Below are 21982 nucleotides of genomic sequence, written 5' to 3'. Positions count from 1 at the left end.
GGGAAACACGGCATGAGCCTTGAAAGAGAGTGGGACTCGATCCGGCCCGACCGAGGCTTCCGCGCGGTGGACGCCGGCATGGGCATCCTTCGGATCACGCTTCTCTTCGGCTCGGCCGCGGTGGCGCTGGCGCTGATCGCGACGCCTTTCCTGGACAACCAGACCCGGCCGCAAAGCGCCCGCGACGGCTTCGCCGGGCTCGACATGACCGCGACCGGATCAATCGGCCATCGCACCAATACATATACGGTGCGGCGCAGCGTCCTGCAGCCATTGCCCAGTTCAATCTGCGTCATCCGCAACGACGGCAGCCGCAGTGGCGAGTGCTGACGTGGTTAATGATTTTAAGGGGCAGGGGCGTTTCACTCGCTGTTAAGCTTTTACCGTTAACCTTTCTTAACAGGTAGGACATTAGAATTTCTGCATAAGGGATGGATGACCATGAAAAACCTGCTGCAGCAATTCGTTGAAGATGAAACGGGCGCCACAGCCATCGAATATGGCCTGATCGTTGCCGTGCTGTCGCTTGCAATCGTGGGCGGCGTCGGCAGGGCCATGGATGCGATCCAGTGGCTGTTCAGCGACAATAACAGCAGGCTGGTCCAGGCCTTCTCCCCCTGACAAAGTCGATCAGGCAATCAGAGACGCAGCAGTCAACGCCTCCGCGGGTCCTCAAGGACAGTTTTCAGCGAGACCTTGGCCGATCCAGGCTTGAGGGGCTTTTGCTGCGAGGCGTCGGGCGCCCATCCGGACATCCAGACAATCGGAAAGCTTGCGCGGATACGGCCGTCCGGGTCCGAGAACCGTTCGGCGTAGATTTCGGCGGCGCGGGCAAACAAGCGTCTGCTTCCTGGCCGCCGGCTGCGATCGATGAGCGCACTGCTTTCGCCCATGGCGCGCAGATCGGCGGCAAGATCGAACAGCGTATCGTAGCGCACCGTGACCGTTTCGACATCGGCGACGGGCAATGCCAGGCCTGCGCGCTGCAGCAGCGCACCCGCGTCGCGCACGTCGGTGAACGGAAGGACACGTGGGCTCGCGCCGCCGTAGAGCTCCGTCTCGGCCGCAAGCATGCTCTCGCGCAATTCCGCGAGGGTGCCCGCGCCGGCGAGAGCGCCGAGGAACAGCCCGTCCGGCTTCAGCGTCCGGCGGATTTGCGCCAGCACGCCGGGAATGTCGTTCATCGCGTGCAGCGAGAGCAGGCAGACGACGAGATCGAGGCTGCCCTCCTCGAACGGCACGGTCTCCGGCGGCGCTACCAGGCCGGGGCTGCCGGCCAGAAGCGCTTCTTCCATCTCGACGCGCACGATTTCGCCGACCTTGCCGCTGCCGGCGAGCACGTCCGCCGCCGCTGAAGTCTGACAGAACAGCGCGGCCGCCTTGCTGAAGCGGCGCTCGACCGCATCCAGCCGGTCGGCAAGATCCTCCGCCGCCCGCCGCATCAGGAAATCGGCGCCTTCAACGGGGCGGGCGAGAGCCCGGCGCTTGCGCGCGAGCCAGAGCTCAGTGTCGATCAAGGGCTGCAATGAAAAGCTTCCTGTTGTCCGCGCGTGCCCGAGTGGTGTTAAGGTGGCGCGGGGGTTCCAATCACGTGGCCGATCCGGTGCTCAAGATCAAGACCAGCGCGGTCCAGGATATGGCGCGGCAGGCACTGGCCTGGCCGGCGCGCCTGTTGTTTCCGCCGGTTTGCGCCGGCTGCCGTCGCCATGTGTCGCAGCCTGGCGTGTTGTGCGGTGGCTGCTGGCCGAAGCTGAGGCTATTGGAGAAACCCTGGTGCCCGGTGATGGGCACGCCCTTCACCCATGACATGGGCGAGGGGTTTCTTTCCGCGGAGGCGATCGCCGATCCGCCGCCCTTCGAGCGGGCGCGGGCCGCCGTCGTCTATTCGGGCGTCGCGCGGCAGATGGTGCAGGGGCTGAAATATCAGGATCGCACCGACCTCGCGCCCTGGATGGCGAACTGGATGATGCGGGCCGGTGCGGAACTGATTGCCGAGGCCGGTCTGGTCGTGCCGGTGCCGTTGCACTGGCGGCGCTTCTTCCGCCGCCAGTTCAACCAGTCGGCGGAACTCGGACGAGCCGTTTCAAAGCTGAGCGGGCTGCCCTTCTCGTCATCCGCGGTCAGGCGCGTGAAGCTGACACGCCAGCAGGTCGGGCTCGAACGGCATGAGCGCGAGGAGAATGTGCGCGCCGCTTTCCGCGTTCCGCCGGACGCTGAAATCGAAATCTCGGGCCGCCGGGTGCTTGTCGTCGACGATGTCTACACCACCGGTGCCACGGTGAGGGCGGTCGCCAAGGCGCTGAAGAGAGGCGGCGCCGGAGCGGTCGACATTCTCACTTTCGCCCGCGTCCTGCCTGGGGACTTTCGGCCCGATGAGTCCGCGACTATATAGGTTGGAGTTGTTGTTTTGCCGTATGTCGTTTTCGTATCCTCATTGGACGGCATGCGCGAGGATTGCCGGCCAATGGCTGATGTGACGATCTATACCCGCGTGATGTGCGGTTACTGCAGCGCCGCCAAGCGGCTGCTCGACCGCAAGGGCGTAGCCTATACCGAGCATGATGCCTCGTTCTCGCCGGAACTTCGCCAGGAAATGATTTCCAAGGCGCATGGGCGAGCGACCTTTCCGCAGATTTTCATCGGCGACACGCATGTCGGCGGCTGCGACGACCTCCACGAGCTGGAGTCGCAGGGCCGACTGGACGCGATGCTCGTCAACGGGAGATGATCATGGGTATTTTCAAGGCCGCCGCCGTGCAGATGCGTTCGGGCACGAGCCCCGAGCGCAACGCCGCCGACATGGAGATTTCGGTCCGCCAGGCCGCCGGCCAGGGCGCCACCTACGTCCAGACACCGGAAATGACCGGTGCCCTGGTGCGGGACAAGGAAGCGGGTGCGGCCGCTTTTACCACCGAGGATAAGGACATTGTCGTCGCCACGGCGCGCAGCTTGGCGAAGGAGCTCGGCATTTACCTGCATGTCGGCTCGACGGCGATTCGTCGCGCCGACGGCAAGCTCGCCAACCGCGCGTTCCTGTTTTCGCCCGACGGCGCCCTGATCGCCGGCTATGACAAGATCCATATGTTCGATGTCGATCTCGACAATGGCGAGAGCTGGCGCGAATCCGCTGCCTACGAGCCGGGAACGGAAGCGGTCGTGACCGATATCAAAGGGACGAAGCTGGGCTTTGCCGTCTGCTACGACCTTCGCTTCCCGCAGCTGTTCCGTACCGAGGCGATGGCCGGGGCCGAGGTGCTGACGGTGCCTGCCGCCTTCACGCGCCAGACCGGCGAGGCGCATTGGCATGTGCTGTTGCGCGCCCGCGCCATCGAGAACGGCGCCTATGTCATCGCCGCCGCGCAGGGCGGCCTGCATGAGGACGGGCGCGAGACCTATGGCCATTCGCTGATCGTCGACCCGTGGGGGCGCATCATCGCCGAGGCCGCGCATAGCGAGCCCGGGGTGATCGTCGCCGAGATCGATCCGGCCCAGTCGCTGGCCGCGCGCCGCAAGATCCCCAATCTGAAGAACGCGCGGGACTTCACCGTCAATGCCGGCGCAGGCGAAGCGCCGCGTTTCAGGGGTGCTGCCTCTTGATCCGCTTTTCCCTGATCTGCGAGCACGAGCACGAATTCGAGGCGTGGTTCCGCAGCAATGATGACTTCGACACGCAGAAGAAGCGCGGCTTCGTCGATTGCCCGAGCTGCGGATCGCACAAGGTTGAGAAGGCGCTGATGGCGCCGGCCGTCTCCACGTCCCGCAACCGAGAGAAGGTCGCTTTAGCCATGGGCGAGGCGCAAAAGCAGGCGCTGGCGAAGCTGAAGGCGCTGGCCGAGAAAGTGCGCGAGAATGCCGACTATGTCGGCGACAAGTTCGCCGAGGAAGCGCGCAAGATCCATTTCGGCGAGACCGATGCGCGCGGCATCTATGGCGAAGCGACGCCGGAAGAGGCGCAAAGCCTCGTCGAGGACGGCGTCGAGTTCATGCCGATCCCGAGCTTTCCGGACGACCGCAACTGAGATGTATTGATATTCAGGTGATGCCGGCCTGCAAACGGTGGCTTACTGCGCTTCCGGTGCTCACGTGCTTCAAGCACGCTCCGCTCCGGTTCTCGGAAGCCACCGTTTTCGACTCGGCCTGACCTGAATCTCAACACATCTTGGCGCAAGCTCACAACGGTCTACCCTAAGCTTCCGATCAGTTTTTCCAGCAGTTTCGCCAGCATTTCCCGGTCCTCGCGCGTCAGGCCGGCGAGGATTTTGTGCTCGTTGGCGACATGGGCGGTGAGCGCCTCGTCGACGAGTTCACGGCCTTTCACGGTGAGCTCAACGACAACGCCGCGCCGGTCGCTGGGGTGCGGCGCTCGCTGGATCAGACCGGCCTTCTCCAGGCGGTCGAGGCGGGCGGTCATGGCGCCCGACGTCACCATCGTCGCCTCATAGAGCTCGGTCGGCGTCAGCGCGTAGGGCGCGCCTGACCGGCGCAGCGTCGCCAGGACATCGAATTCGCCGGACTGCAGCCCGAAGCCGGCGAAGACCGGCGCGAGCCGATCGCGCGCGATGAGCGCCGAAGCCTCGTTCAGGCGCCCGATGACGCCCATCGGCGACACGTCGAGGTCCGGCCGCTCGCGTCGCCACTGCTCCATGGCCCTGCCGGCTCGATCCATATGGTTCACCATAAAGTATCTTGACATAAAGAATCTTTACGCTATCTTACTGCAAGAAAAACCGGCCGCCAAGCGGTCACGCAGAGACAGGACAGCCCGATGAGATTTCTCTGGGATTCGGCGATCGGCCTTCTGGTGGTGACGGGCGGGCTGCTCGGCATGACGTTGCCGTTCGGCAAGCTCGCGACCGCCGCCGGCGTGCCGGCCATGGTCTGGGCGTTCGTCATTTCGCTGGGCGCCGGCGGTGTGCTGTTCCTGGCGCTTCTGCTGCGCGGCGAGGGCATCCGGCTGACCCCGCACAAGCTGCGCTATTTCTTCATCACCGCCGCGATTTCCTATGCCATTCCCAATCTTTTGATGTTCTCGGCTATTCCGCATCTTGGCGCCGGCTACACCGGCATCATGTTCACGCTGTCGCCGGTCATCACGCTGGTGTTCTCGATCCTGCTCGGTGTCAGGCGACCGAACCTGCTCGGCGTCATTGGCATCGCCGTCGGCTTCGTCGGCGCGGCGATGGTCGCGCTGACGCGCGGCGAGGCCGGCCAGCCTGCCGATTATTTCTGGGTGGCGATCGGGCTGCTCATTCCGGTCAGTCTCGCCGCCGGCAACATCTACCGCACCGTCGACTGGCCTGAAGGCACCGGCCCGATCGAGCTTGCCGTCGGCAGCCACCTGGCTTCCGCTACACTGCTTCTCATAGGCATCCTCAGCCTTCTTGGCACGCATGCCTTCGTTCAGCTCGGCGGCGTGCCACTGGTGGTGGTCGGCCAGGTTGCGTCGGCCTCGGCGATGTTTGCCTTCTTCTTTCGCCTGCAGGCCGTCGGCGGCCCTGTCTATCTCAGCCAGATCGGCTATGTGGCGGCGGCCGTCGGCCTGTTCGCCGGCACGATCTTCCTCGGCGAGCATTACCAGCTTCTGACCTGGCTGGGCGCCGCCATCATCACCGCCGGCGTTTTCATCACGACGAAAGCGCAAAGCCAGACAGGCGCGCCGGCAATGGTTCGGATCGAGCCGGCGTCTTCCCGGAGCTAATCGTCCTTGCCGCCGGAGGGTTCCGGCGAGCGCTTTTCCGGCTTCGGCGGCATAAAGGGCAAGGACCGTTACGAGGGCGCCGAATGGACGACGTTGAACACGGGCGCATCGCTGCTCACCGATGCGGTCACCGCTTTCGACTGCAGCCTGGACGAGATGATCGACCGCGGCACGCATTCGATCGTCCTCGGCTCGGTCGAAGCGGGTCAGGACCCAGGATGCCGGGCAGGCGTTGATCTACTGGCGGGGTGGTTATCGGCCACTCGATGCGTGAGATGACCGGCTGGCCGTTGCCGCTCAGACCGACGCTTTCTCGGCCAGCACCATGTAGTTGACGTCCATGTCCTTCGAGCGTTGCCAGCGGTCGGCCAATGGATGATAGATCACGCCGGTGCGGTCGATCACCGTGAGACCGGCTGCACCCAGCGCCTTTCCAAGCTCCTCCGGTCGCACCAGCTTGCCGAACTGATGCGTGCCGCGCGGCAGCCAGCGCAGAACATATTCGGCGCCGATAATGGCCAGGCCGAGCGCTTTCAGCGTGCGGTTGATGGTGGCGACGAACATGATGCCGCCGGGGCGGACCATCTGGCCGCATTTGGCGACGAAGAGGTCGACATCGGCGACATGCTCGACCACTTCCATGTTCAGGATGACATCGAAGGTTTCGCCGGCATCCGCCAGCGCCTCGGCCGTGGTGGCGCGATAGTCGATGCTGACGCCGGCTTCCGCCGCATGCAGCTTCGCGACTTCGATGTTGGTGGCGGAAGCGTCGGCGCCGACGACATCCGCGCCAAGCCGGGCCATCGGCTCGCACAGCAAACCGCCGCCGCAACCGATATCGAGGAAGCGCAAGCCCTCGAAAGGCCGCGCCGCGCGCGGGTCACGGCCAAAGCGCGCCGCCACCTGGTCGCGGATATAGGCAAGCCGCACCGGATTGAATTTGTGCAGCGGACGGAACTTGCCGTTCGGATTCCACCATTCGGCGGCAAGGGCGGAGAAGCGCTCGACTTCTCCGGCATCGATGGTCGATCGGCGGGGCTCTGGCATAGGCGGGTCTCCTCGAACGCCAAGAAGTCGGGGACGCTAGGAAGTCGGGTCCCGGGCGCAGAAAGTCAAGGCAGGTTTTTTCGACTGCTGCCACGGCGCACCGGCGAAGCGGGCGACGCCGTTAGGCAGCGGCCCGCCTTTTTGTCAGCACCTGGCAGCTTGGTTGTCGCGTGGTCGAAACAAATCGCTAACGCGAACGAAAAGCTGACATGGGCGACGCTGTCCTGACGGTCGCGTCGGTCGGTTTCGTTCACAAAGCCGGCTTCGCTGCCTGGTCTGAGGCGGAAAGTGACGATTTCCAGGGTCTCGGTCATGAGAATCTCCAAAGATGCCTTGGCTGTCTCATGGCATGACCGGCAGCGGGACTCCGTCAGGATAAGCGGTGCCGGGCCCGCTATAGCCGCGCTCGCTTGCGAAGCCTTGCTGTTTTGGCTAAGGAGGCCGCGCATTTCCGCGCTCGGTCACCCTGGCGTTTCCTCTCGTTCCGGCCTTGAGCCGGCATCAGTCAAAGGCATTTCGCTTCCATGGCGCGTATCGTGATGAAATTCGGCGGAACCTCGGTCGCCGACATCGCCCGCATCCGCAATGTGGCGCGCCATGTCAAACGCGAGGTCGATGCCGGCCACGACGTTGCCGTGGTGGTCTCGGCCATGGCCGGCAAGACCAACGAGCTGGTCGCCTGGACACGCGAGGCATCGCCCATGCACGACGCGCGCGAATATGACGCCGTGGTTGCTTCGGGTGAGCAGATCACCGCCGGTCTTTTGGCGATCACGCTGCAGAACATGGGCATCCATGCCCGCTCCTGGCAGGGTTGGCAGATTCCGATCAAGACCGACAATGCCCATGGCGCGGCGCGCATTCTCGACATCGACGGCGCCTTCCTGATCAAGCGCTTCGGCGAGGGCCAGGTGGCCGTTATTGCCGGTTTCCAGGGCATCGGACCGGACAACCGCATCGCGACGCTCGGCCGCGGTGGTTCCGACACCAGCGCCGTGGCGATCGCCGCGGCGGTCAAGGCCGACCGCTGCGACATCTACACCGATGTCGACGGCGTCTATACGACCGATCCTCGCATCGAGCCGAAAGCCCGCCGCCTGGCCAAGATTTCCTTCGAGGAAATGCTCGAAATGGCTTCCCTCGGCGCCAAGGTGCTGCAGGTGCGCTCGGTCGAGCTTGCCATGGTACACAGGGTGCGTACCTTCGTGCGATCGTCCTTCGACGATCCCGATGCGCCCGGAATGGGGGATTTGCTCAATCCGCCCGGAACGCTCATTTGCGACGAGGAAGAGATCGTGGAACAGCAGGTCGTCACCGGAATTGCCTACGCCAAGGACGAAGCGCAGATTTCGCTGCGCCGCGTCGGCGACCGTCCAGGCGTTGCCGCCGGCATCTTCGGGCCGCTGGCCGAGGCCAACATCAATGTCGACATGATCGTCCAGAACATCTCCGAGGACGGCAAGTTCACCGACATGACCTTCACCGTGCCGTCGGGCGACGTCGACAAGGCGCTTGCCGTGCTGGAGAGGCTGAAACCCGATGTCGGCTACGATGTCGTGCAGTCGGAAGCCGGCATGTCGAAGGTCTCGGTCATCGGCATCGGCATGCGCAGTCACGCCGGCGTCGCGGCCACCGCGTTCAAGGCGCTGGCCGACAAGGCGATCAACATCCGCGCCATCACCACCTCCGAGATCAAAATCTCGATACTGATCGACGGTCCCTATACCGAACTGGCGGTTCGCACTTTGCATTCCGTCTACGGTCTGGATAAGCAATAGCAAGAACTGAGTCAGTTGTTGCGTGAACGCCGGCCGCGGGAGAAACTGCGGCGGGCGAAATGCCCATTGGAGAACAAGCCGCGATGCGTGATACGGCCAGTGGCCCGCGCGTTTTGCTCAAACGGCTTCGCGAGCTCATGCAGGAGCCGCTGGAGCCGCAGGAGCGGCTCGACCGCATCGTGCGCGACATCGCCTCCAACATGGTCGCCGAAGTCTGCTCGCTCTATGTGCTGCGCGCCGACTCGGTGCTCGAGCTCTACGCCACCGAGGGCCTCAACCCCAACGCTGTCCACCTGTCGCAGTTGCGGCTCGGGCAGGGCCTCGTCGGCACCATTGCGGCGAGCGCGCGGCCGCTCAACCTCTCCAACGCGCAGGAGCATCCGGCCTTCGCCTACCTGCCGGAGACGGGCGAAGAGATCTATAATTCCTTCCTCGGCGTGCCGGTGCTGAGGGCAGGGCGCACGCTGGGCGTCCTGGTGGTGCAGAACAAGACCATGCGCCACTATCGCGACGACGAGGTCGAGGCGCTGGAAACGACGGCGATGGTAATCGCCGAGATGATCGCCACCGGCGATCTCGCCCGCCTGACCAAGCCGGGGCTGGAGCTCGACCTGCGCCGCCCGGTGAGCTTCACCGGCCTCTCCTTCAATGACGGCGTCGGCCTGGGCCATGTCGTGCTGCACGAGCCGCGCATCGTCGTCACCAACCTGTTCAACGAGGACAGCGAGGAGGAGGTGCGCCGGCTCGACCGCTCGCTCGGCTCGCTGAGGCTTTCCATCGACGACATGCTGGAGCGCCGCGACGTCGCCTTCGAGGGCGAGCACCGCGAGGTGCTCGAAGCCTACCGCATGTTCGCCAACGACCGCGGCTGGGTGCGGCGGCTGGAAGAGGCGATCCGCAACGGCCTGACGGCGGAAGCGGCGGTGGAAAAGGTGCAGAGCGACATGCGCGCGCGCATGCTGCACATGACCGACCCTTATCTGCGCGAACGCATGAGCGATTTCGACGACCTCGCCAACCGGCTCTTACGCCAGCTGATGGGGCGTGGTCCGGAGGATGTCGCGGCCTCGCTGCCCAAGGACGCCATCCTGATCGCCCGCTCGATGGGCGCGGCCGAACTGCTCGACTATCCGCGCGACAAGCTGCGCGGCCTGGTGCTGGAGGACGGCGCCGCGACCAGCCATGTCGTGATCGTCGCGCGCGCCATGGGCATCCCGGTCGCCGGACAGGTGAAGGGCGCCGTTTCCATGGCGGAAAACGGCGACGCCATCATCGTCGACGGCGAGGAAGGCACGATCCATCTGCGGCCGCAGTCCGACCTGGAAGCCGCCTACGCCGAAAAAGTCCGGTTCCGGGCGCGGCGGCAGGAGGTCTATCGCGAGCTGCGCAAGAAGCCGTCGCTGACCAGGGACGGGGTTGCGGTCGATCTCCTGATGAATGCGGGCCTTGCCGTCGACCTGCCGCAGCTGACGGAGTCTGGCGCCGCCGGCATCGGCCTGTTCCGCACCGAGTTGCAGTTCATGGTCGCCTCGACCTTCCCACGCGCCGAGGCGCAGGAGCGGCTTTATCGCGACGTGCTCGACGCCGCGCGCGACAAGCCGGTCACCTTCCGCACCATCGACATCGGCGGCGACAAGGTGCTGCCTTACTTCAAGGGCGCGATCCAGGAAGAAAACCCGGCGCTCGGCTGGCGGGCGATCCGGTTGACGCTTGATCGTCCCGGCCTGCTCAGGACGCAGATCCGGGCGCTGCTGAAGGCCAGCGGCGGCCGCGAGCTGAAGCTGATGCTGCCGATGGTGACCGAGCTGTCGGAAATCGCGCAAGCGCGCGAGATCATCGACCGCGAGGTCCGGCATTTGTCGCGCTTCGCCCATCACCTGCCCACCAGCCTCAAACTCGGCGCGATGCTGGAAGTGCCGTCGCTCTTGTTCCAGCTCGATGAATTGATGAAGGCGGTGGATTTCGTTTCGGTCGGCTCCAACGACCTCTTCCAGTTCGTCATGGCCGTCGATCGCGGCAACACCCAGCTTGCCGACCGCTTCGACAATCTGTCGACGCCGTTCCTCAGGGTGCTGAAGATGATTGCCGATGCCGGCGCGCGCAACCATACGCCGGTGACGCTCTGCGGCGAACTCGCCGGAAAACCCATATCCGCCATGGCGCTGATCGGCCTCGGTTTCCGCTCGATCTCGATGTCGCCGGCATCGATCGGCCCGGTCAAGGCGATGCTGACCGAACTGCCGCTGCAGGAGCTGGAGGGCTTCTTCAACGACAATCTGATGGCGCCTAGCCAGAAGCTGCCGATGCGCGCGCTGCTGCAGGCCTTTGCCGACGACCGCTCGATACCGCTCTAGATTCACGTGAGGGCGGTCTGCAAATGGCGATTTTCTGCGCTTCCGGTGCTCATGTACCTAAATGTACATTCCGCTCCGGTTCTCGAAACTCGCCATTTTCGACTCGCCCTGACGTGAATCTCATCGAAGTTTAAGGTCATGATCAACCTGCCCCGCGACCGTATGGATCAAGTCGTCAAGCGTTTCGACATGCTCGAAGCGCAGATGTCGGCCGGACCCGCCGCCGATGCCTATGTCAAAATGGCCTCCGAATATGCCGACATCCAGGAGATGGTGGGCAAGATCCGTGCGCTGCGCGCCGCCGAGCAGGAGCAGGCGGACCTCGAAGCGATGCTCGCCGACAAGGCGATCGACGCCGACATGCGGACGCTCGCCGAGGCGGACCTGCCGGAGGTCGAGGAGCGTATCGAGGCGCTGCAGAAGGACATCCAGATCCTGCTTCTGCCCAAGGATGCCGCCGACGAGAGGAACGCCATCCTCGAAATCCGCGCCGGCACCGGCGGCGACGAGGCGGCCTTGTTCGCTGGCGATCTGTTCCGCATGTATGAACGCTACGCCGCCGAACGCGGTTGGCGATTCGAAACGGTGTCGGCCAGCGATGGCGATGCCGGCGGCTACAAGGAAATCATCGCCACGGTTTCAGGCAGGGGTGTGTTCGCGCATCTGAAATTCGAGTCCGGCGTGCATCGCGTGCAGCGCGTGCCGGCAACCGAAGCCAGCGGACGCATCCACACCTCAGCGGCCACGGTTGCCGTGTTGCCCGAAGCCGAAGAGGTCGACATCGAAATTCGCGCCGAAGACATCCGCATCGACACAATGCGCGCCTCGGGTTCGGGCGGCCAGCACGTCAACACCACCGATTCGGCGGTCCGCATCACGCATCTGCCGACCGGTATCATGGTGGTGCAGGCGGAGAAGTCGCAGCACCAGAACCGGGCAAAGGCCATGCAGATCCTGCGGGCGCGGCTCTACGACCTCGAACGCAGCCGGGCGGATGAAGAGCGCTCCGAGTCACGCAAATCGCAGGTCGGCTCGGGCGATCGTTCAGAGCGCATCCGCACCTATAATTTCCCGCAAGGGCGCGTCACCGACCACCGCATCAACCTCACGCTCTACAAGCTCGACCGGGTTATGATGGGCGAACTCGACGAGGTGATCGACGCGCTGATCGCCGACCATCAGTCGAAGCTGCTTGCCGATATGAGCCTCGATGGCTGATCAACTACCCGCCGCGCTCGGGCCGCTGCTCAGGGCGGCGCGCGAGCGTCTGGCCGCGGCCGGCATTGACGATCCGGTGCTCGATTCGCGGCTGATCGTCGAACATTTCTCCGGCACGACCCGCACCCAGGCCATTGCCGCACCGGGACAAGAGGTGGGTGCCGCGGCGCTTTCGGCCATCGAAGCGGCCCTGAGGCGTCGCGTCGCAGGCGAGCCGGCGCACCGTATTCTCGGCTACCGCGAATTCTATGGTTTGCGGCTATCGCTTTCGCCGGAGACGCTGGAGCCCCGGCCGGACACCGAGACGCTGGTCGATGCCGTCCTGCCCTTCGCCAGGGCAATCGCGGAAAGGCTGGGCGAATGCCGCATTCTCGATCTCGGCACGGGCACCGGCGCCATCGCGCTGGCATTGCTCAATGCCGTTCCGGCGGCGGCTGCGACAGGCGTCGACATTTCGCTCGACGCATTGGCGACAGCGGCCGGAAACGCCCGGGATCTGGGGCTCGGCGGGCGCTTCGAAGCCTTGCATTCCAACTGGTTCGAAAAAGTTTCGGGCCGCTACCATGTAATTGCCTCGAACCCTCCCTATATACCCAGTCGAGACATTGGAAATCTGCAGGATGAGGTCCGCGATTTCGACCCGCACAAGGCCCTTGATGGCGGTGTGGATGGTTTGGACCCCTATAGGGTCATTGCCGCTGAAGCGGCAGATTTTCTGGAAGCGCAAGGCAAGGTAGCGGTCGAGATCGGCTACACGCAGAAAAACGAGGTAACCGGGATATTCGCGGCAGCCGGCTATGGGCTTGCAGGTGCCTATCGCGACCTCGGCGGCAACGACAGAGTTCTGGTGTTCGAGCGTTGAAAGCCCTGATGCAGTGCGAAAAAACCGCTTGGCAACATCGGGGAATGCAGTTAGGGTCCGGCTCAACCGGATGAGACGAAGCAGGCAGTGCTCCCAGCGATTCGGTTTTCCTTGGAAATAGCTGCCTTCTTGCGCAAACGACGCCCAAGCTTCGTGCGGGAATCGTCCGGCAAGTGATGTAACCGGAACAGGATGGCACGTGGCGCCAACGCAATTGATGCGGGCGAACGCCGGTGAAGAAACGAAACGGCTGGCTGCATGAGCGCCTCCGTTCGTGAAGAGTTTTTCGAAAATTTCACTATGAAGAGAGTCTAATGAGGCCACAACAGCAGAACAGGCGCATGCGCGGTCGCAACAACAATGGCGGCGGCGGTGGCAACAATAACAACCGCAAGGGGCCAAATCCCCTGACCCGCACCTATGAGAGCAACGGTCCGGACGTGAAGATCCGAGGATCGGCTCAACAGATCGCCGAAAAATACGCCACACTCGCCCGTGACGCGCAGAGTTCCGGCGACAGGGTGATGGCGGAGAACTATCTCCAGCACGCCGAACACTACAATCGCATCATTGCTGCCGCGCAGGCGCAGATGCCGATCCAGAACGCCCAGCAAAACCGCGACGACTTCGACGACGATCTCGATGAGGATCGTGACGAGTTCGATGCTGTCGGCAACAACAACGGCAACGCCGCCGAGGCGCCGGCCGCGGCGAACGGCTCGGGGCCGCAGCCTGTGATCGAAGGTACGCCGGCGGAACTCGCCTACAACCAGGAAAACGGTCGCGACAACAACAACCGCCGCGACAACAACCAGCGCGACAACCGCGACAACAATGGCCGCGACCGGCATCGTGACCGCCGCAACGGCGGCTATGGCCAGAACGCCCAGCGTGGCGAAAACGGCCAGCGCGGCGAGCACGGCGGCCAGCAGTTCGACCAGAACCGCCGCAATGAGACGCAGGCGCAGCCCGAAGCCGCCGGCGAGGCCGGACCCCAGGCCGAGCAGGCGCCGCAGTTCGACAGTTTCTCGCCGGCAGCGCTTGCCGCCCAGGCCGAGCTCAATGAAGCCGCCGTGGACAATGGCGGTCGCCGGCCGCGTCGTCCGCGCCGCCCGCGCGGCACCTACGCCGACCAGGCCGGCAATGGCGAGCAGGGCGGCCAGCCGGAGGGCTCGAGCCCCGAAAGTTCAGGCGAAACGCACAACGCGGCGAACAGCGGCGATGACGTCGCGCCCAAGCCCGCCAAAGAGGCGAAGCCGGCGAGCGAGCCTGTCGCCAGCGAGCCGGCGCAGGTCGCCAGCGAAGCCGCGGCTCCGAGCGAGCCCGTGGCCGCCGACGCGAACAACTGATCCAAACGCCATTTCAGGCAATGCGGACGGCGGAGAGCAATCTCCGCCGTTTTCGTTCGTGCGCGCCTGGAATATTCTGCTTTGATCGACATCAATGCGTCTTGAGGGACCGCGGCCCATACACCATATCTCGCCAGGAAGCAGGGCCCGGCTCTTATGGGCGGGCCCGTCACCGCAATCTGATCCGGTGCCGCAAAGCGGGCCGGTGATGGAAGGAGACAGAGAATGAATCTTGAAAAATATTCGGAGCGCGTGCGCGGCTTCATCCAATCCGCGCAGACCATGGCGCTCTCGCGCAACCACCAGCAATTCACCCCCGAACATGTGCTGAAGGTGCTCGTCGACGACGACGAGGGCCTTGCCGCATCCTTGATCGAGCGCGCCGGAGGCCGTGCCCGTGACGTCAAGCTCGGCGTCGAGGCGGCGCTCGAAGCCATGCCCAAGGTGGAAGGCGGCAACGGCCAGCTCTATCTTGCCCAGCCGCTCGCCAAGGTGTTTTCAACCGCCGAGGACCTGGCCAAGAAGGCCGGCGACAGCTTCGTCACCGTCGAGCGGCTGCTGCAGGCGCTTGTCATGGAGAAGTCGGCCAAGACCGCCGACATCCTGTCCAAGGCAGGCGTCACCGCGCAGGCGCTCAACCAGGCCATCAATGATATCCGCAAGGGCCGGACCGCCGATTCGGCCAGCGCCGAGCAGGGCTATGACGCGTTGAAGAAGTATGCGCGCGATCTCACGGCTGATGCCCGCGCCGGCAAGCTCGATCCGGTCATCGGCCGCGACGACGAGATCCGCCGCACCATCCAGGTGCTGTCGCGGCGCACCAAGAACAATCCGGTGCTGATCGGTGAGCCGGGCGTCGGCAAGACGGCGATCGCCGAAGGCCTGGCGCTGCGCATCGTCAATGGCGACGTGCCGGAATCGCTGAAGGACAAGCAATTGATGGCGCTCGACATGGGCGCGCTGATTGCCGGCGCCAAATATCGCGGCGAGTTCGAGGAGCGGCTGAAGGCCGTGCTCAACGAAGTCACGTCGGCCAACGGCAACATCATCCTGTTCATCGACGAGATGCACACGCTGGTCGGCGCCGGCAAGGCGGATGGTGCGATGGATGCGTCGAACCTGTTGAAACCCGCGCTGGCGCGCGGCGAGTTGCACTGCGTCGGCGCAACCACGCTCGACGAATACCGCAAGCATGTCGAAAAGGATCCGGCGCTTGCCCGCCGTTTCCAGCCCGTCTTCGTCGACGAGCCGACGGTGGAAGACACGGTTTCGATCCTGCGCGGCCTGAAGGAGAAGTACGAGCAGCACCACAAGGTGCGCATCTCCGATTCCGCGCTGGTGTCGGCGGCGACGCTTTCCAACCGCTACATCGCGGACCGCTTCCTGCCCGACAAGGCGATCGACCTGGTCGATGAGGCGGCGTCCAGGCTGCGCATGCAGGTCGATTCCAAGCCTGAGGCGCTGGACGAGATCGACCGCCGCATCATGCAGCTCAAGATCGAGCGCGAGGCGCTGAAGGTCGAGAAGGACGAGGCCTCGAAGGACCGGCTTGCCCGGCTGGAGAAGGAACTCGCCGGCCTCGAGGAAGAATCGACCGAGCTGACCACGAAGTGGCAGGCCGAAAAGCAGAAGCTCGGCCTTGCCGCCGACCTCAAGAAGCAGCTCGACGAGACGCGCAACGAGCTGGCGATCGCGCAACGCAAGGGCGAGTTCCAGCGCGCCGGCGAGCTTGCCTATGGCAGGATCCCGGAGCTCGAGAAGAAGCTGAAGGAAGCCGAAGCCCAGGACGGCAAGACCGGCATGGTGGAAGAGGTGGTCACGCCCGACCATGTCGCCCACATCGTGTCGCGCTGGACCGGCATTCCGGTCGACAAGATGCTGGAAGGCGAGCGCGAGAAGCTGTTGCGCATGGAAGACGAGATCGGCAAGCGCGTCGTCGGCCAGGGCGAAGCGGTGCAGGCGGTGTCCAAGGCGGTGCGGCGCGCCCGCGCCGGGCTGCAGGACCCGAACCGGCCGATCGGCTCGTTCATGTTCCTCGGGCCGACCGGCGTCGGCAAGACCGAGCTCACCAAGGCGCTGGCCAACTTCCTGTTCGACGACGAGACGGCGCTGGTGCGCATCGACATGTCGGAGTTCATGGAGAAGCACTCGGTCGCGCGGCTGATCGGCGCGCCTCCCGGCTATGTCGGCTATGAGGAGGGAGGCGCTCTCACCGAAGCGGTGCGGCGCCGGCCCTATCAGGTCGTGCTGTTCGACGAGATCGAGAAGGCGCATCCGGACGTGTTCAACGTGCTCCTGCAGGTGCTCGATGACGGCCGGCTGACCGATGGTCAGGGCCGCACGGTCGATTTTCGCAACACGCTGATCATCATGACGTCGAATCTCGGCGCCGAATATCTGGTCGGTCTCAACGACGACCAGGATGTCGATGCCGTGCGCGACGAGGTGATGGCCGTGGTGAAGGCCTCGTTCCGGCCGGAGTTCCTCAACCGCGTCGACGAGGTGATCTTGTTCCACCGGCTGCGCCGGCAGGACATGGACCGCATCGTCGAGATCCAGCTCAAGCGACTGGAGAACCTGCTCGTCGACCGCAAGATCACGCTGTCGCTGGATCATGACGCGATCGAGTGGCTGGCCTCGAAGGGCTACGACCCGGCCTATGGCGCCAGGCCGCTGAAGCGGGTGATGCAGAAGGAACTGCAGGACCCGCTGGCGGAGAAGATCCTGCTCGGCGAGATCCTCGACGGTTCGACGGTCAAGGTCACGGCGGGCTCCGATCGGCTGAACTTCCGCTCGAAGCCGACCGTGGTGGCGACGGAAGCCGCCGCCTGATCTCGGACAGTTGGAATGAACTTGAAGCGCGTCGCATCGGACCGGTGCGGCGCGCTTTGTTATTTGCGGTGACCGCGCACAATCGGCTGCCGATTCGGAAATCGCTGGGGAGGGCCTCGATGAAACTCGACGACTATAATGGCTTCTGCGCTTCGCTGCCTGCGACGACGCATGTGGTGCAGTGGGGCGGCGCGCATGTCTGGAAGGTCGGCGGCAAGGTGTTTGCCATTGGCGGCTGGAACGACGGCGGGCAGCTGTTCGTCACCTTTAAATGTTCCGAGATGGGCTATGACGTGCTGAAGGATCAGCCGGGCTGCCGGCCGGCGCCCTACCTCGCCTCGCGCGGCATGAAATGGATCCAGCGTCAGACAAGCCAAAGCGTGGATGATGCGGCGCTCGAGGACTATCTGCGCGAGAGCCATCGCCTGGTCGTCCTCAAGCTGACCAAACAGGCACGCAAGGAATTGGGGCTTGCCGCAAGCTAAAGCGCGTCGCGCTGAAACAGACGTAGTCGATGCGCTTTAGCTTTTGTTTTGATGCATGTCTGTTCCCCCAAAGCCGCTGCGCACTTTTGGGCGACATGCGTATTCTCAAGGTACCGGAAAACCGCCATCTTCATGCCCGGTTCATGTTGGAACCTTAATCTGGGTAACTGGTTTGCTGACGAAGGTTCGCCCGCCAGAAGCCCGAGTCGACCGGAGAGCTTGACCCCCATGCTGCGCTTGATCTTTTCCCTTTCGGCACTCGCGGCCGGGCTGGTGTGTTCCAGTGCGTTCGCTGCGCCGAGCGTGGATGGCGCGCATAATGCGCGTCCGGCGGAGCGCGGCGCGCTGATGCTGGCCCAGGAAGGCAATATCGATATCTACTACGACGCCAGGGGCAACCGCGTGCTGGTCGATGCCGACACCGGCAAGGTGATCGCCATCCAACCGCCGGGGAGCAGGCTCGACCGCCGCGCGCTTCGCCGGCAGATGCGCATGCAGGAGCTCGGCCGCGCGCCGGCCGAGGATGACGACCGCTATTATCTCGACAATCCCGAAGACATGGCTCGGTTCCGCCGGCGGCAGCTGGAGGAAAACGGCCGGGTCATCCCGCCGCCGGTCGACGAATATGATCCGAACGGCGACGACAATTCCGTCGATGCCTATCCGCCGGCGCTGCCCAATAATGATGAAGGCTCCGCGACCACCTATCCGGAGGCGCCGAACACAATCAAGCGCCAGCCGCTGAACGAGGCATCGATCGATCCGGAGCAGCCGGGCCAGGGCGAAGTGCTGCAGACCAATCCGGATGCGTCATTGCCGCCGAACACGGGCGGCAAGGCGACCGTCGATCCATCGCTGTCGCTTGGCGTGCGCCAGGACGTGGCGGCGCTGCAGGTGCTGCTCGACCGCGGCGGCGCTTCGCCGGGCGTGATCGACGGGCGCTTCGGCTCGAATGTCGACAAGGCGCTGGCCGCCTACAATGAGATAAACGGCACCAATTTGAAATCGACCGATGCCGTCGGCATCCAGGCAGCCCTTGCCCAGTCCGGCGGCGACGCCTTTGCCTCCTACACGATCACGCCGGAAGATGTGGCCGGCCCTTACGTCGCCTCGATCCCGGAGGACTACAGCCAGAAGGCCAGGCTCGACTGCATGTGCTACACCTCGGTCACCGAGGCGCTGGGCGAACGCTTCCACATGGACGAGACCTATCTGAAGTCGATCAACAAGGGCGCGGATTTCAATCGCCCCGGCACCATGATCAAGGTCGCCAATTTCGGCAAGCTGGTGTCGACGCCGGTGGCGCGCATCGTCGCCGACAAGACCAAGAAGGAAGTCTACGCCTATGATGCCGGCGGCAAGCTGGTCGCGGCCTATCCGACCACGATCGGATCGGCCGACACGCCATCGCCGACCGGCGTTCATGCCGTGTCGCGCATCGCGCTCGACCCCAACTACACCTACAACCCGAACATCAATTTCAAGCAGGGTCAGAACGACAAGATCCTGACCGTCCCGCCAGGCCCGAACGGGCCGGTCGGCTCGGTGTGGATCGCGCTCGACAAGCCGACCTACGGCATCCACGGCACGCCCGAACCCTCCAAGATCGGCAAGACCGAAAGCCACGGCTGCGTGCGCCTGACCAATTGGGATGCGCGCGAGCTTGCCAAGCTGGTGTCGCCGGGCGTCACGGTGGAATTCGTCGGCGGACCAACAATCGCGGATGTCGGCGGGACCTCAACCGATGAGTTTACGCAGCAGTGAGGCGCGCGGCGCGGCGGCATAGATGAGCTGCACCAGCAGGATGAAACCGATGCTGAGCAGCGGCGTGATCAGGCACAGCGCTGCGCCGACCGCCCACAGAATCTGTGCCTTGACGATACGATTGTAGACGGTGCGCCGCGTTTCAGCGTCGACGTCCTCGGCGAGCATGCCGTTCCTGTCGGCATACCACCAACTGGCGAACAACGTCGCGCCCAGCATCAGCAGGTTCAGCCAGTAGACGACGACCGCGATCCTGAATTCGAGGAAATCGGCAAGGAGGTCGGTCGAAAAGGGCAGCAGCGCGATGAAGGCGAGAAAGCACAGGTTCAATGTCGCGAGCCTGCGGTCCGACTTCGCGATCAGGCCATGCTGCGCCTGCTGGCCGAACCAGAAGATGGTCAGCGTCAGGAAGCTCAGCGCATAGGTCAGGAAGCGCGGCGCCAGCGCCAGGATCGCTCCAAGCAATTCGCCTTCCGAATGCACCGCTTCATGCGAGGGCACCCTGATCTCCAGCACGATCAAGGTGAGCGCGATGGCGAAGACGCCGTCGGTTATGCCGACGATGCGTCCGCGTCCTTCCGCCGATGGTTCGAGCGGCCGCTTCATGGCTTCCCCTTCCCTGCATGATGGTGGAACCTAGCACGCGACCGTAGGTTTGCATCAGGATTGGTACTTACCTCGCCACCCGGCCAGTGTTGTCTGGTTTCAAGAACAGCGATGCTCTGGCTTGTTGTTGCGCCTAAGCCAGAGGGCTAAGCAGGGATCATGTCATCCGCGAACGAAACCACCGCCGATTCGCGTTCGCCCGTGCGCGCGAACGGTACGTTCTGTCCCGAGACGCTGCGAAAATTCGTATTGGTTGCGGCGATCCTTGCCTCGGCGCTCGGCTTCATCGACGGTTCGATCCTGGCGATCGCCATGCCGGCGCTGCGCGTGGATCTCGGCGCCAGCCTGGCGGAAGCGCAGTGGATTTCCAATGCCTACGCGCTGACGCTCTCGGCGCTCATCCTGGCGGGGGGTGCTGCCGGCGACCGGTTTGGGCTGCGGCGCGCCTTCGTCACCGGGATCGCGCTGTTCATCGCGGCTTCGCTCGCCTGCGCGGTAGCGCCCGACCCCGCCGTGCTGATTGCCTTTCGCGCCATCCAGGGCATCGGTGCCGCGATCATGGTGCCGGGCAGCCTCGCCATTATCGCCAAAGCCTATCCGAAGAAGGAGCGCGGTCGGGCGATCGGCATCTGGGCTGCCGCATCGGCGCTGACCACGGCGCTTGGGCCCGTGCTGGGTGGCTTTGTCCTGTCGACTTTCGGCGACGGGGTCTGGCGCGCGATCTTCGCCATCAACCTGCCGCTTGGGCTGATTTCGATCTACCTGCTTTTGGCCAAGGTGCCGGCCGACAAGCCGACCGAAAAGCGCAGCCTCGATCTTGGGGGCGCCGCGCTGGCGACGCTCGCTTTCGGCTCGCTGGCGTACGGGTTGACGGCAATGAATGCCGAAGGCGCCGGGTTGATGTCGGGTCCGGCGATCGTCGCCGGCGTGGTCCTGCTTTTTGTGTTCATCTTCTATGAGCTGCGGCGGCGCGACCCGATGGTCGATCTCGGCCTGTTCCGGATCAGGGCCTTTGCCGGCGCCAATCTGGCGACATTCTTCCTTTACTTCGCGCTGTCGGCCAACCTGTTCTACCTGCCGATGCTTTTGATCGCCGGGTGGCGACTGAGCGAGGCCGAGGTCGGTTTCATCTTCCTGCCACTGTCGGCGTCGATCGCGCTTTTGTCCGGACCGGTCGGCCAGTGGTCGGACCGGATCGGTCCGCGCTTTCCGATCGCCAGCGGCAGCATGGTCGTCGCCTTCGCCTTCGCCGGCCTCGCTTTGCTCACCCATTTCGGCATCCACAATTTCTGGACCGGCACCTTTCCGCTGATGGCTCTGATGGGGCTCGGCATGGCGCAGGTCGTGTCGCCGCTGTCGACCGCGGTCATGACTTCCGTCGAGGACAAGGATACCGGGGCTGCGTCCGGCATCAACAACGCGATCTCGCGCGTCGGCGGCCTGATCGCGGTGGCGGCGATGGGCTCGCTAGCGGCCTGGGTTTACGCGCGAATGACCGGCAATGCCGCCGGGATGCCTGGTTTCGGCGAGCCGCCCGCCTCCGGTCTCGCCGCCAATCTCGAGGCCGCCAGCACTGCCGCAAGCGATTCAGCTTTCGCCGCGGTCGCAGCGATCACGGCGCTGCTTTGCGTGCTCTCTTCGCTTACCGCGTGGTTCACGGTTCCCGGACAGGTATCGCCCTGGCCGCGACAGTCAAACGGTTCGCGTGATTAATTAGGAAGCTGCGAATCGGTCTTGGCGCTGGCGACCTTCAACGAGTTTCCGTCTTCCTGCTTCAAAAGATCGTCGATGCGCTCGCGCTCGCGCTTGAAGGCGACGAGGTCGTCGCCCTTCAGCACCTTGCCGACCGGCAGGCGCACACGCATCGAATCGACCTTGGTGCCGTTGACGATCAGCTCGTAGTGAAGGTGCGGGCCGGTGGAGAGGCCGGTCTGGCCGAGATAGCCGATGGTCTGACCCTGGCGGACATGAACGCCAACCTCGATGCCT

General features: G+C 64.3%; 23 protein-coding genes (1 of these 23 only partly in view). 17 read left to right on the top strand and 6 right to left on the bottom strand.

Translation table 11 applies throughout. The features are described 5' to 3' along the window. The first annotated feature begins 12 nt into the window (after window positions 1–12). Both RFM98_RS19660 and RFM98_RS19655 read left to right on the top strand, forming a co-directional pair. Window positions 13–330 carry a hypothetical protein gene (locus tag RFM98_RS19660; protein ID WP_320214129.1) on the top strand — a complete coding sequence of 106 codons (318 nt, stop codon included), beginning with the start codon at window positions 13–15 and terminating at the stop codon, window positions 328–330. A 105-nt stretch (window positions 331–435) separates the two neighbouring features. Then, the gene (locus tag RFM98_RS19655; protein WP_320310419.1) at window positions 436–621 is read left to right on the top strand and encodes a Flp family type IVb pilin; all 186 of its coding nucleotides are present in this window, start codon (window positions 436–438) and stop codon (window positions 619–621) included. A 32-nt stretch (window positions 622–653) separates the two neighbouring features. Here the strand turns inward: RFM98_RS19655 and RFM98_RS19650 are convergent, their stop codons facing one another. Then, window positions 654–1526 carry a methyltransferase domain-containing protein gene (locus RFM98_RS19650; RefSeq protein WP_320310418.1) on the bottom strand — a complete coding sequence of 291 codons (873 nt, stop codon included), beginning with the start codon at window positions 1524–1526 and terminating at the stop codon, window positions 654–656. Between the two features lie 65 nt (window positions 1527–1591). Between RFM98_RS19650 and RFM98_RS19645 the strand changes: the two genes are divergently transcribed. From RFM98_RS19645 to RFM98_RS19630, 4 genes are all read left to right on the top strand, one after another. After that, the gene (locus RFM98_RS19645) at window positions 1592–2392 is read left to right on the top strand and encodes a ComF family protein (RefSeq protein ID WP_320310417.1); all 801 of its coding nucleotides are present in this window, start codon (window positions 1592–1594) and stop codon (window positions 2390–2392) included. A gap of 72 nt (window positions 2393–2464) precedes the next feature. After that, complete coding sequence (gene grxC / locus RFM98_RS19640; RefSeq protein WP_320310416.1) at window positions 2465–2728, top strand: glutaredoxin 3; 264 nt, start codon at window positions 2465–2467, stop codon at window positions 2726–2728. 2 nt (window positions 2729–2730) lie between these two features. After that, on the top strand, window positions 2731–3597 hold the full coding sequence (locus RFM98_RS19635) for a carbon-nitrogen hydrolase family protein (RefSeq protein ID WP_320310415.1): 867 nt from the start codon (window positions 2731–2733) through the stop codon (window positions 3595–3597). Next, entirely contained in the window at window positions 3594–4019 is a 426-nt protein-coding gene (locus RFM98_RS19630) for a DUF1178 family protein (protein ID WP_320310414.1), read from the top strand. Before RFM98_RS19635 ends, RFM98_RS19630 begins: the two co-directional genes overlap by 4 nt. Window positions 4020–4180: 161 nt before the next feature. Here RFM98_RS19630 and RFM98_RS19625 read toward each other — a convergent pair whose 3' ends face one another. After that, window positions 4181–4666, bottom strand: a complete 486-nt coding sequence (locus RFM98_RS19625) for a MarR family winged helix-turn-helix transcriptional regulator (protein ID WP_320310413.1) — start codon at window positions 4664–4666, stop codon at window positions 4181–4183. Window positions 4667–4765: 99 nt separating this feature from the next. Here RFM98_RS19625 and RFM98_RS19620 point away from each other — a divergent pair, with 99 nt between their 5' ends. Both RFM98_RS19620 and RFM98_RS19615 read left to right on the top strand, forming a co-directional pair. Beyond that, on the top strand, window positions 4766–5698 hold the full coding sequence (locus tag RFM98_RS19620) for a DMT family transporter (RefSeq protein ID WP_320310412.1): 933 nt from the start codon (window positions 4766–4768) through the stop codon (window positions 5696–5698). Between the two features lie 6 nt (window positions 5699–5704). Next, complete coding sequence (locus RFM98_RS19615) at window positions 5705–5977, top strand: flavin reductase family protein (RefSeq protein WP_320310411.1); 273 nt, start codon at window positions 5705–5707, stop codon at window positions 5975–5977. A gap of 18 nt (window positions 5978–5995) precedes the next feature. Here RFM98_RS19615 and ubiG read toward each other — a convergent pair whose 3' ends face one another. Together ubiG and RFM98_RS19605 are read right to left on the bottom strand one after the other, a co-directional pair. After that, window positions 5996–6745: a bifunctional 2-polyprenyl-6-hydroxyphenol methylase/3-demethylubiquinol 3-O-methyltransferase UbiG gene (ubiG, locus tag RFM98_RS19610; RefSeq protein WP_320214117.1), complete on the bottom strand. Its 750-nt coding sequence runs from the start codon at window positions 6743–6745 to the stop codon at window positions 5996–5998. 65 nt (window positions 6746–6810) lie between these two features. Then, the gene (locus RFM98_RS19605) at window positions 6811–7059 is read right to left on the bottom strand and encodes a hypothetical protein (RefSeq protein ID WP_320310410.1); all 249 of its coding nucleotides are present in this window, start codon (window positions 7057–7059) and stop codon (window positions 6811–6813) included. A gap of 210 nt (window positions 7060–7269) precedes the next feature. Between RFM98_RS19605 and RFM98_RS19600 the strand changes: the two genes are divergently transcribed. The 8 genes from RFM98_RS19600 to RFM98_RS19565 all read left to right on the top strand — a co-directional run bounded on the left by RFM98_RS19600 (window position 7270) and on the right by RFM98_RS19565 (window position 19387). Then, window positions 7270–8523, top strand: coding sequence for an aspartate kinase (locus tag RFM98_RS19600; RefSeq protein WP_320214116.1), 1254 nt, complete (start codon window positions 7270–7272; stop codon window positions 8521–8523). A gap of 83 nt (window positions 8524–8606) precedes the next feature. Next, window positions 8607–10877 carry a phosphoenolpyruvate--protein phosphotransferase gene (gene ptsP / locus RFM98_RS19595; RefSeq protein ID WP_320310409.1) on the top strand — a complete coding sequence of 757 codons (2271 nt, stop codon included), beginning with the start codon at window positions 8607–8609 and terminating at the stop codon, window positions 10875–10877. A gap of 138 nt (window positions 10878–11015) precedes the next feature. Continuing rightward, entirely contained in the window at window positions 11016–12095 is a 1080-nt protein-coding gene (prfA, locus tag RFM98_RS19590; RefSeq protein ID WP_320310408.1) for a peptide chain release factor 1, read from the top strand. Beyond that, on the top strand, window positions 12088–12957 hold the full coding sequence (gene prmC / locus RFM98_RS19585; protein ID WP_320310407.1) for a peptide chain release factor N(5)-glutamine methyltransferase: 870 nt from the start codon (window positions 12088–12090) through the stop codon (window positions 12955–12957). Before prfA ends, prmC begins: the two co-directional genes overlap by 8 nt. 314 nt (window positions 12958–13271) lie before the next feature. Beyond that, on the top strand, window positions 13272–14306 hold the full coding sequence (locus tag RFM98_RS19580; protein ID WP_320310406.1) for a DUF4167 domain-containing protein: 1035 nt from the start codon (window positions 13272–13274) through the stop codon (window positions 14304–14306). Between the two features lie 225 nt (window positions 14307–14531). After that, window positions 14532–17138 (top strand): ATP-dependent chaperone ClpB, encoded by a 2607-nt coding sequence (clpB, locus tag RFM98_RS19575; protein WP_320310405.1) that lies wholly within the window; start codon window positions 14532–14534, stop codon window positions 17136–17138. Window positions 17139–17257: 119 nt separating this feature from the next. Then, on the top strand, window positions 17258–17623 hold the full coding sequence (locus RFM98_RS19570; RefSeq protein WP_320310404.1) for an MmcQ/YjbR family DNA-binding protein: 366 nt from the start codon (window positions 17258–17260) through the stop codon (window positions 17621–17623). A gap of 228 nt (window positions 17624–17851) precedes the next feature. Continuing rightward, on the top strand, window positions 17852–19387 hold the full coding sequence (locus RFM98_RS19565; protein WP_320310403.1) for a L,D-transpeptidase family protein: 1536 nt from the start codon (window positions 17852–17854) through the stop codon (window positions 19385–19387). Here RFM98_RS19565 and RFM98_RS19560 read toward each other — a convergent pair. After that, window positions 19361–19993, bottom strand: a complete 633-nt coding sequence (locus tag RFM98_RS19560; protein WP_320310402.1) for a TMEM175 family protein — start codon at window positions 19991–19993, stop codon at window positions 19361–19363. The genes RFM98_RS19565 and RFM98_RS19560 overlap by 27 nt on opposite strands. 159 nt (window positions 19994–20152) lie before the next feature. Here RFM98_RS19560 and RFM98_RS19555 point away from each other — a divergent pair, with 159 nt between their 5' ends. Beyond that, window positions 20153–21706, top strand: coding sequence for an MFS transporter (locus tag RFM98_RS19555; RefSeq protein ID WP_320310401.1), 1554 nt, complete (start codon window positions 20153–20155; stop codon window positions 21704–21706). Here RFM98_RS19555 and RFM98_RS19550 read toward each other — a convergent pair. Then, window positions 21703–21982, bottom strand: the end of a protein-coding gene (locus tag RFM98_RS19550; protein WP_320310400.1) for a peptidoglycan DD-metalloendopeptidase family protein. It continues 1700 nt past the right edge of the window; only the last 280 of its 1980 coding nucleotides appear in the window; its start codon lies off the right edge, out of view — the gene reads right to left on this strand; the stop codon is at window positions 21703–21705. The genes RFM98_RS19555 and RFM98_RS19550 overlap by 4 nt on opposite strands.

The organism is Mesorhizobium australafricanum (assembly GCF_033977265.1).
Taxonomy (GTDB): Bacteria; Pseudomonadota; Alphaproteobacteria; order Rhizobiales; family Rhizobiaceae; genus Mesorhizobium; species Mesorhizobium australafricanum.
The sequence above is the reverse complement of the archived record's forward strand: the minus strand, read 5'-3'. Positions and strand labels throughout refer to the sequence as shown.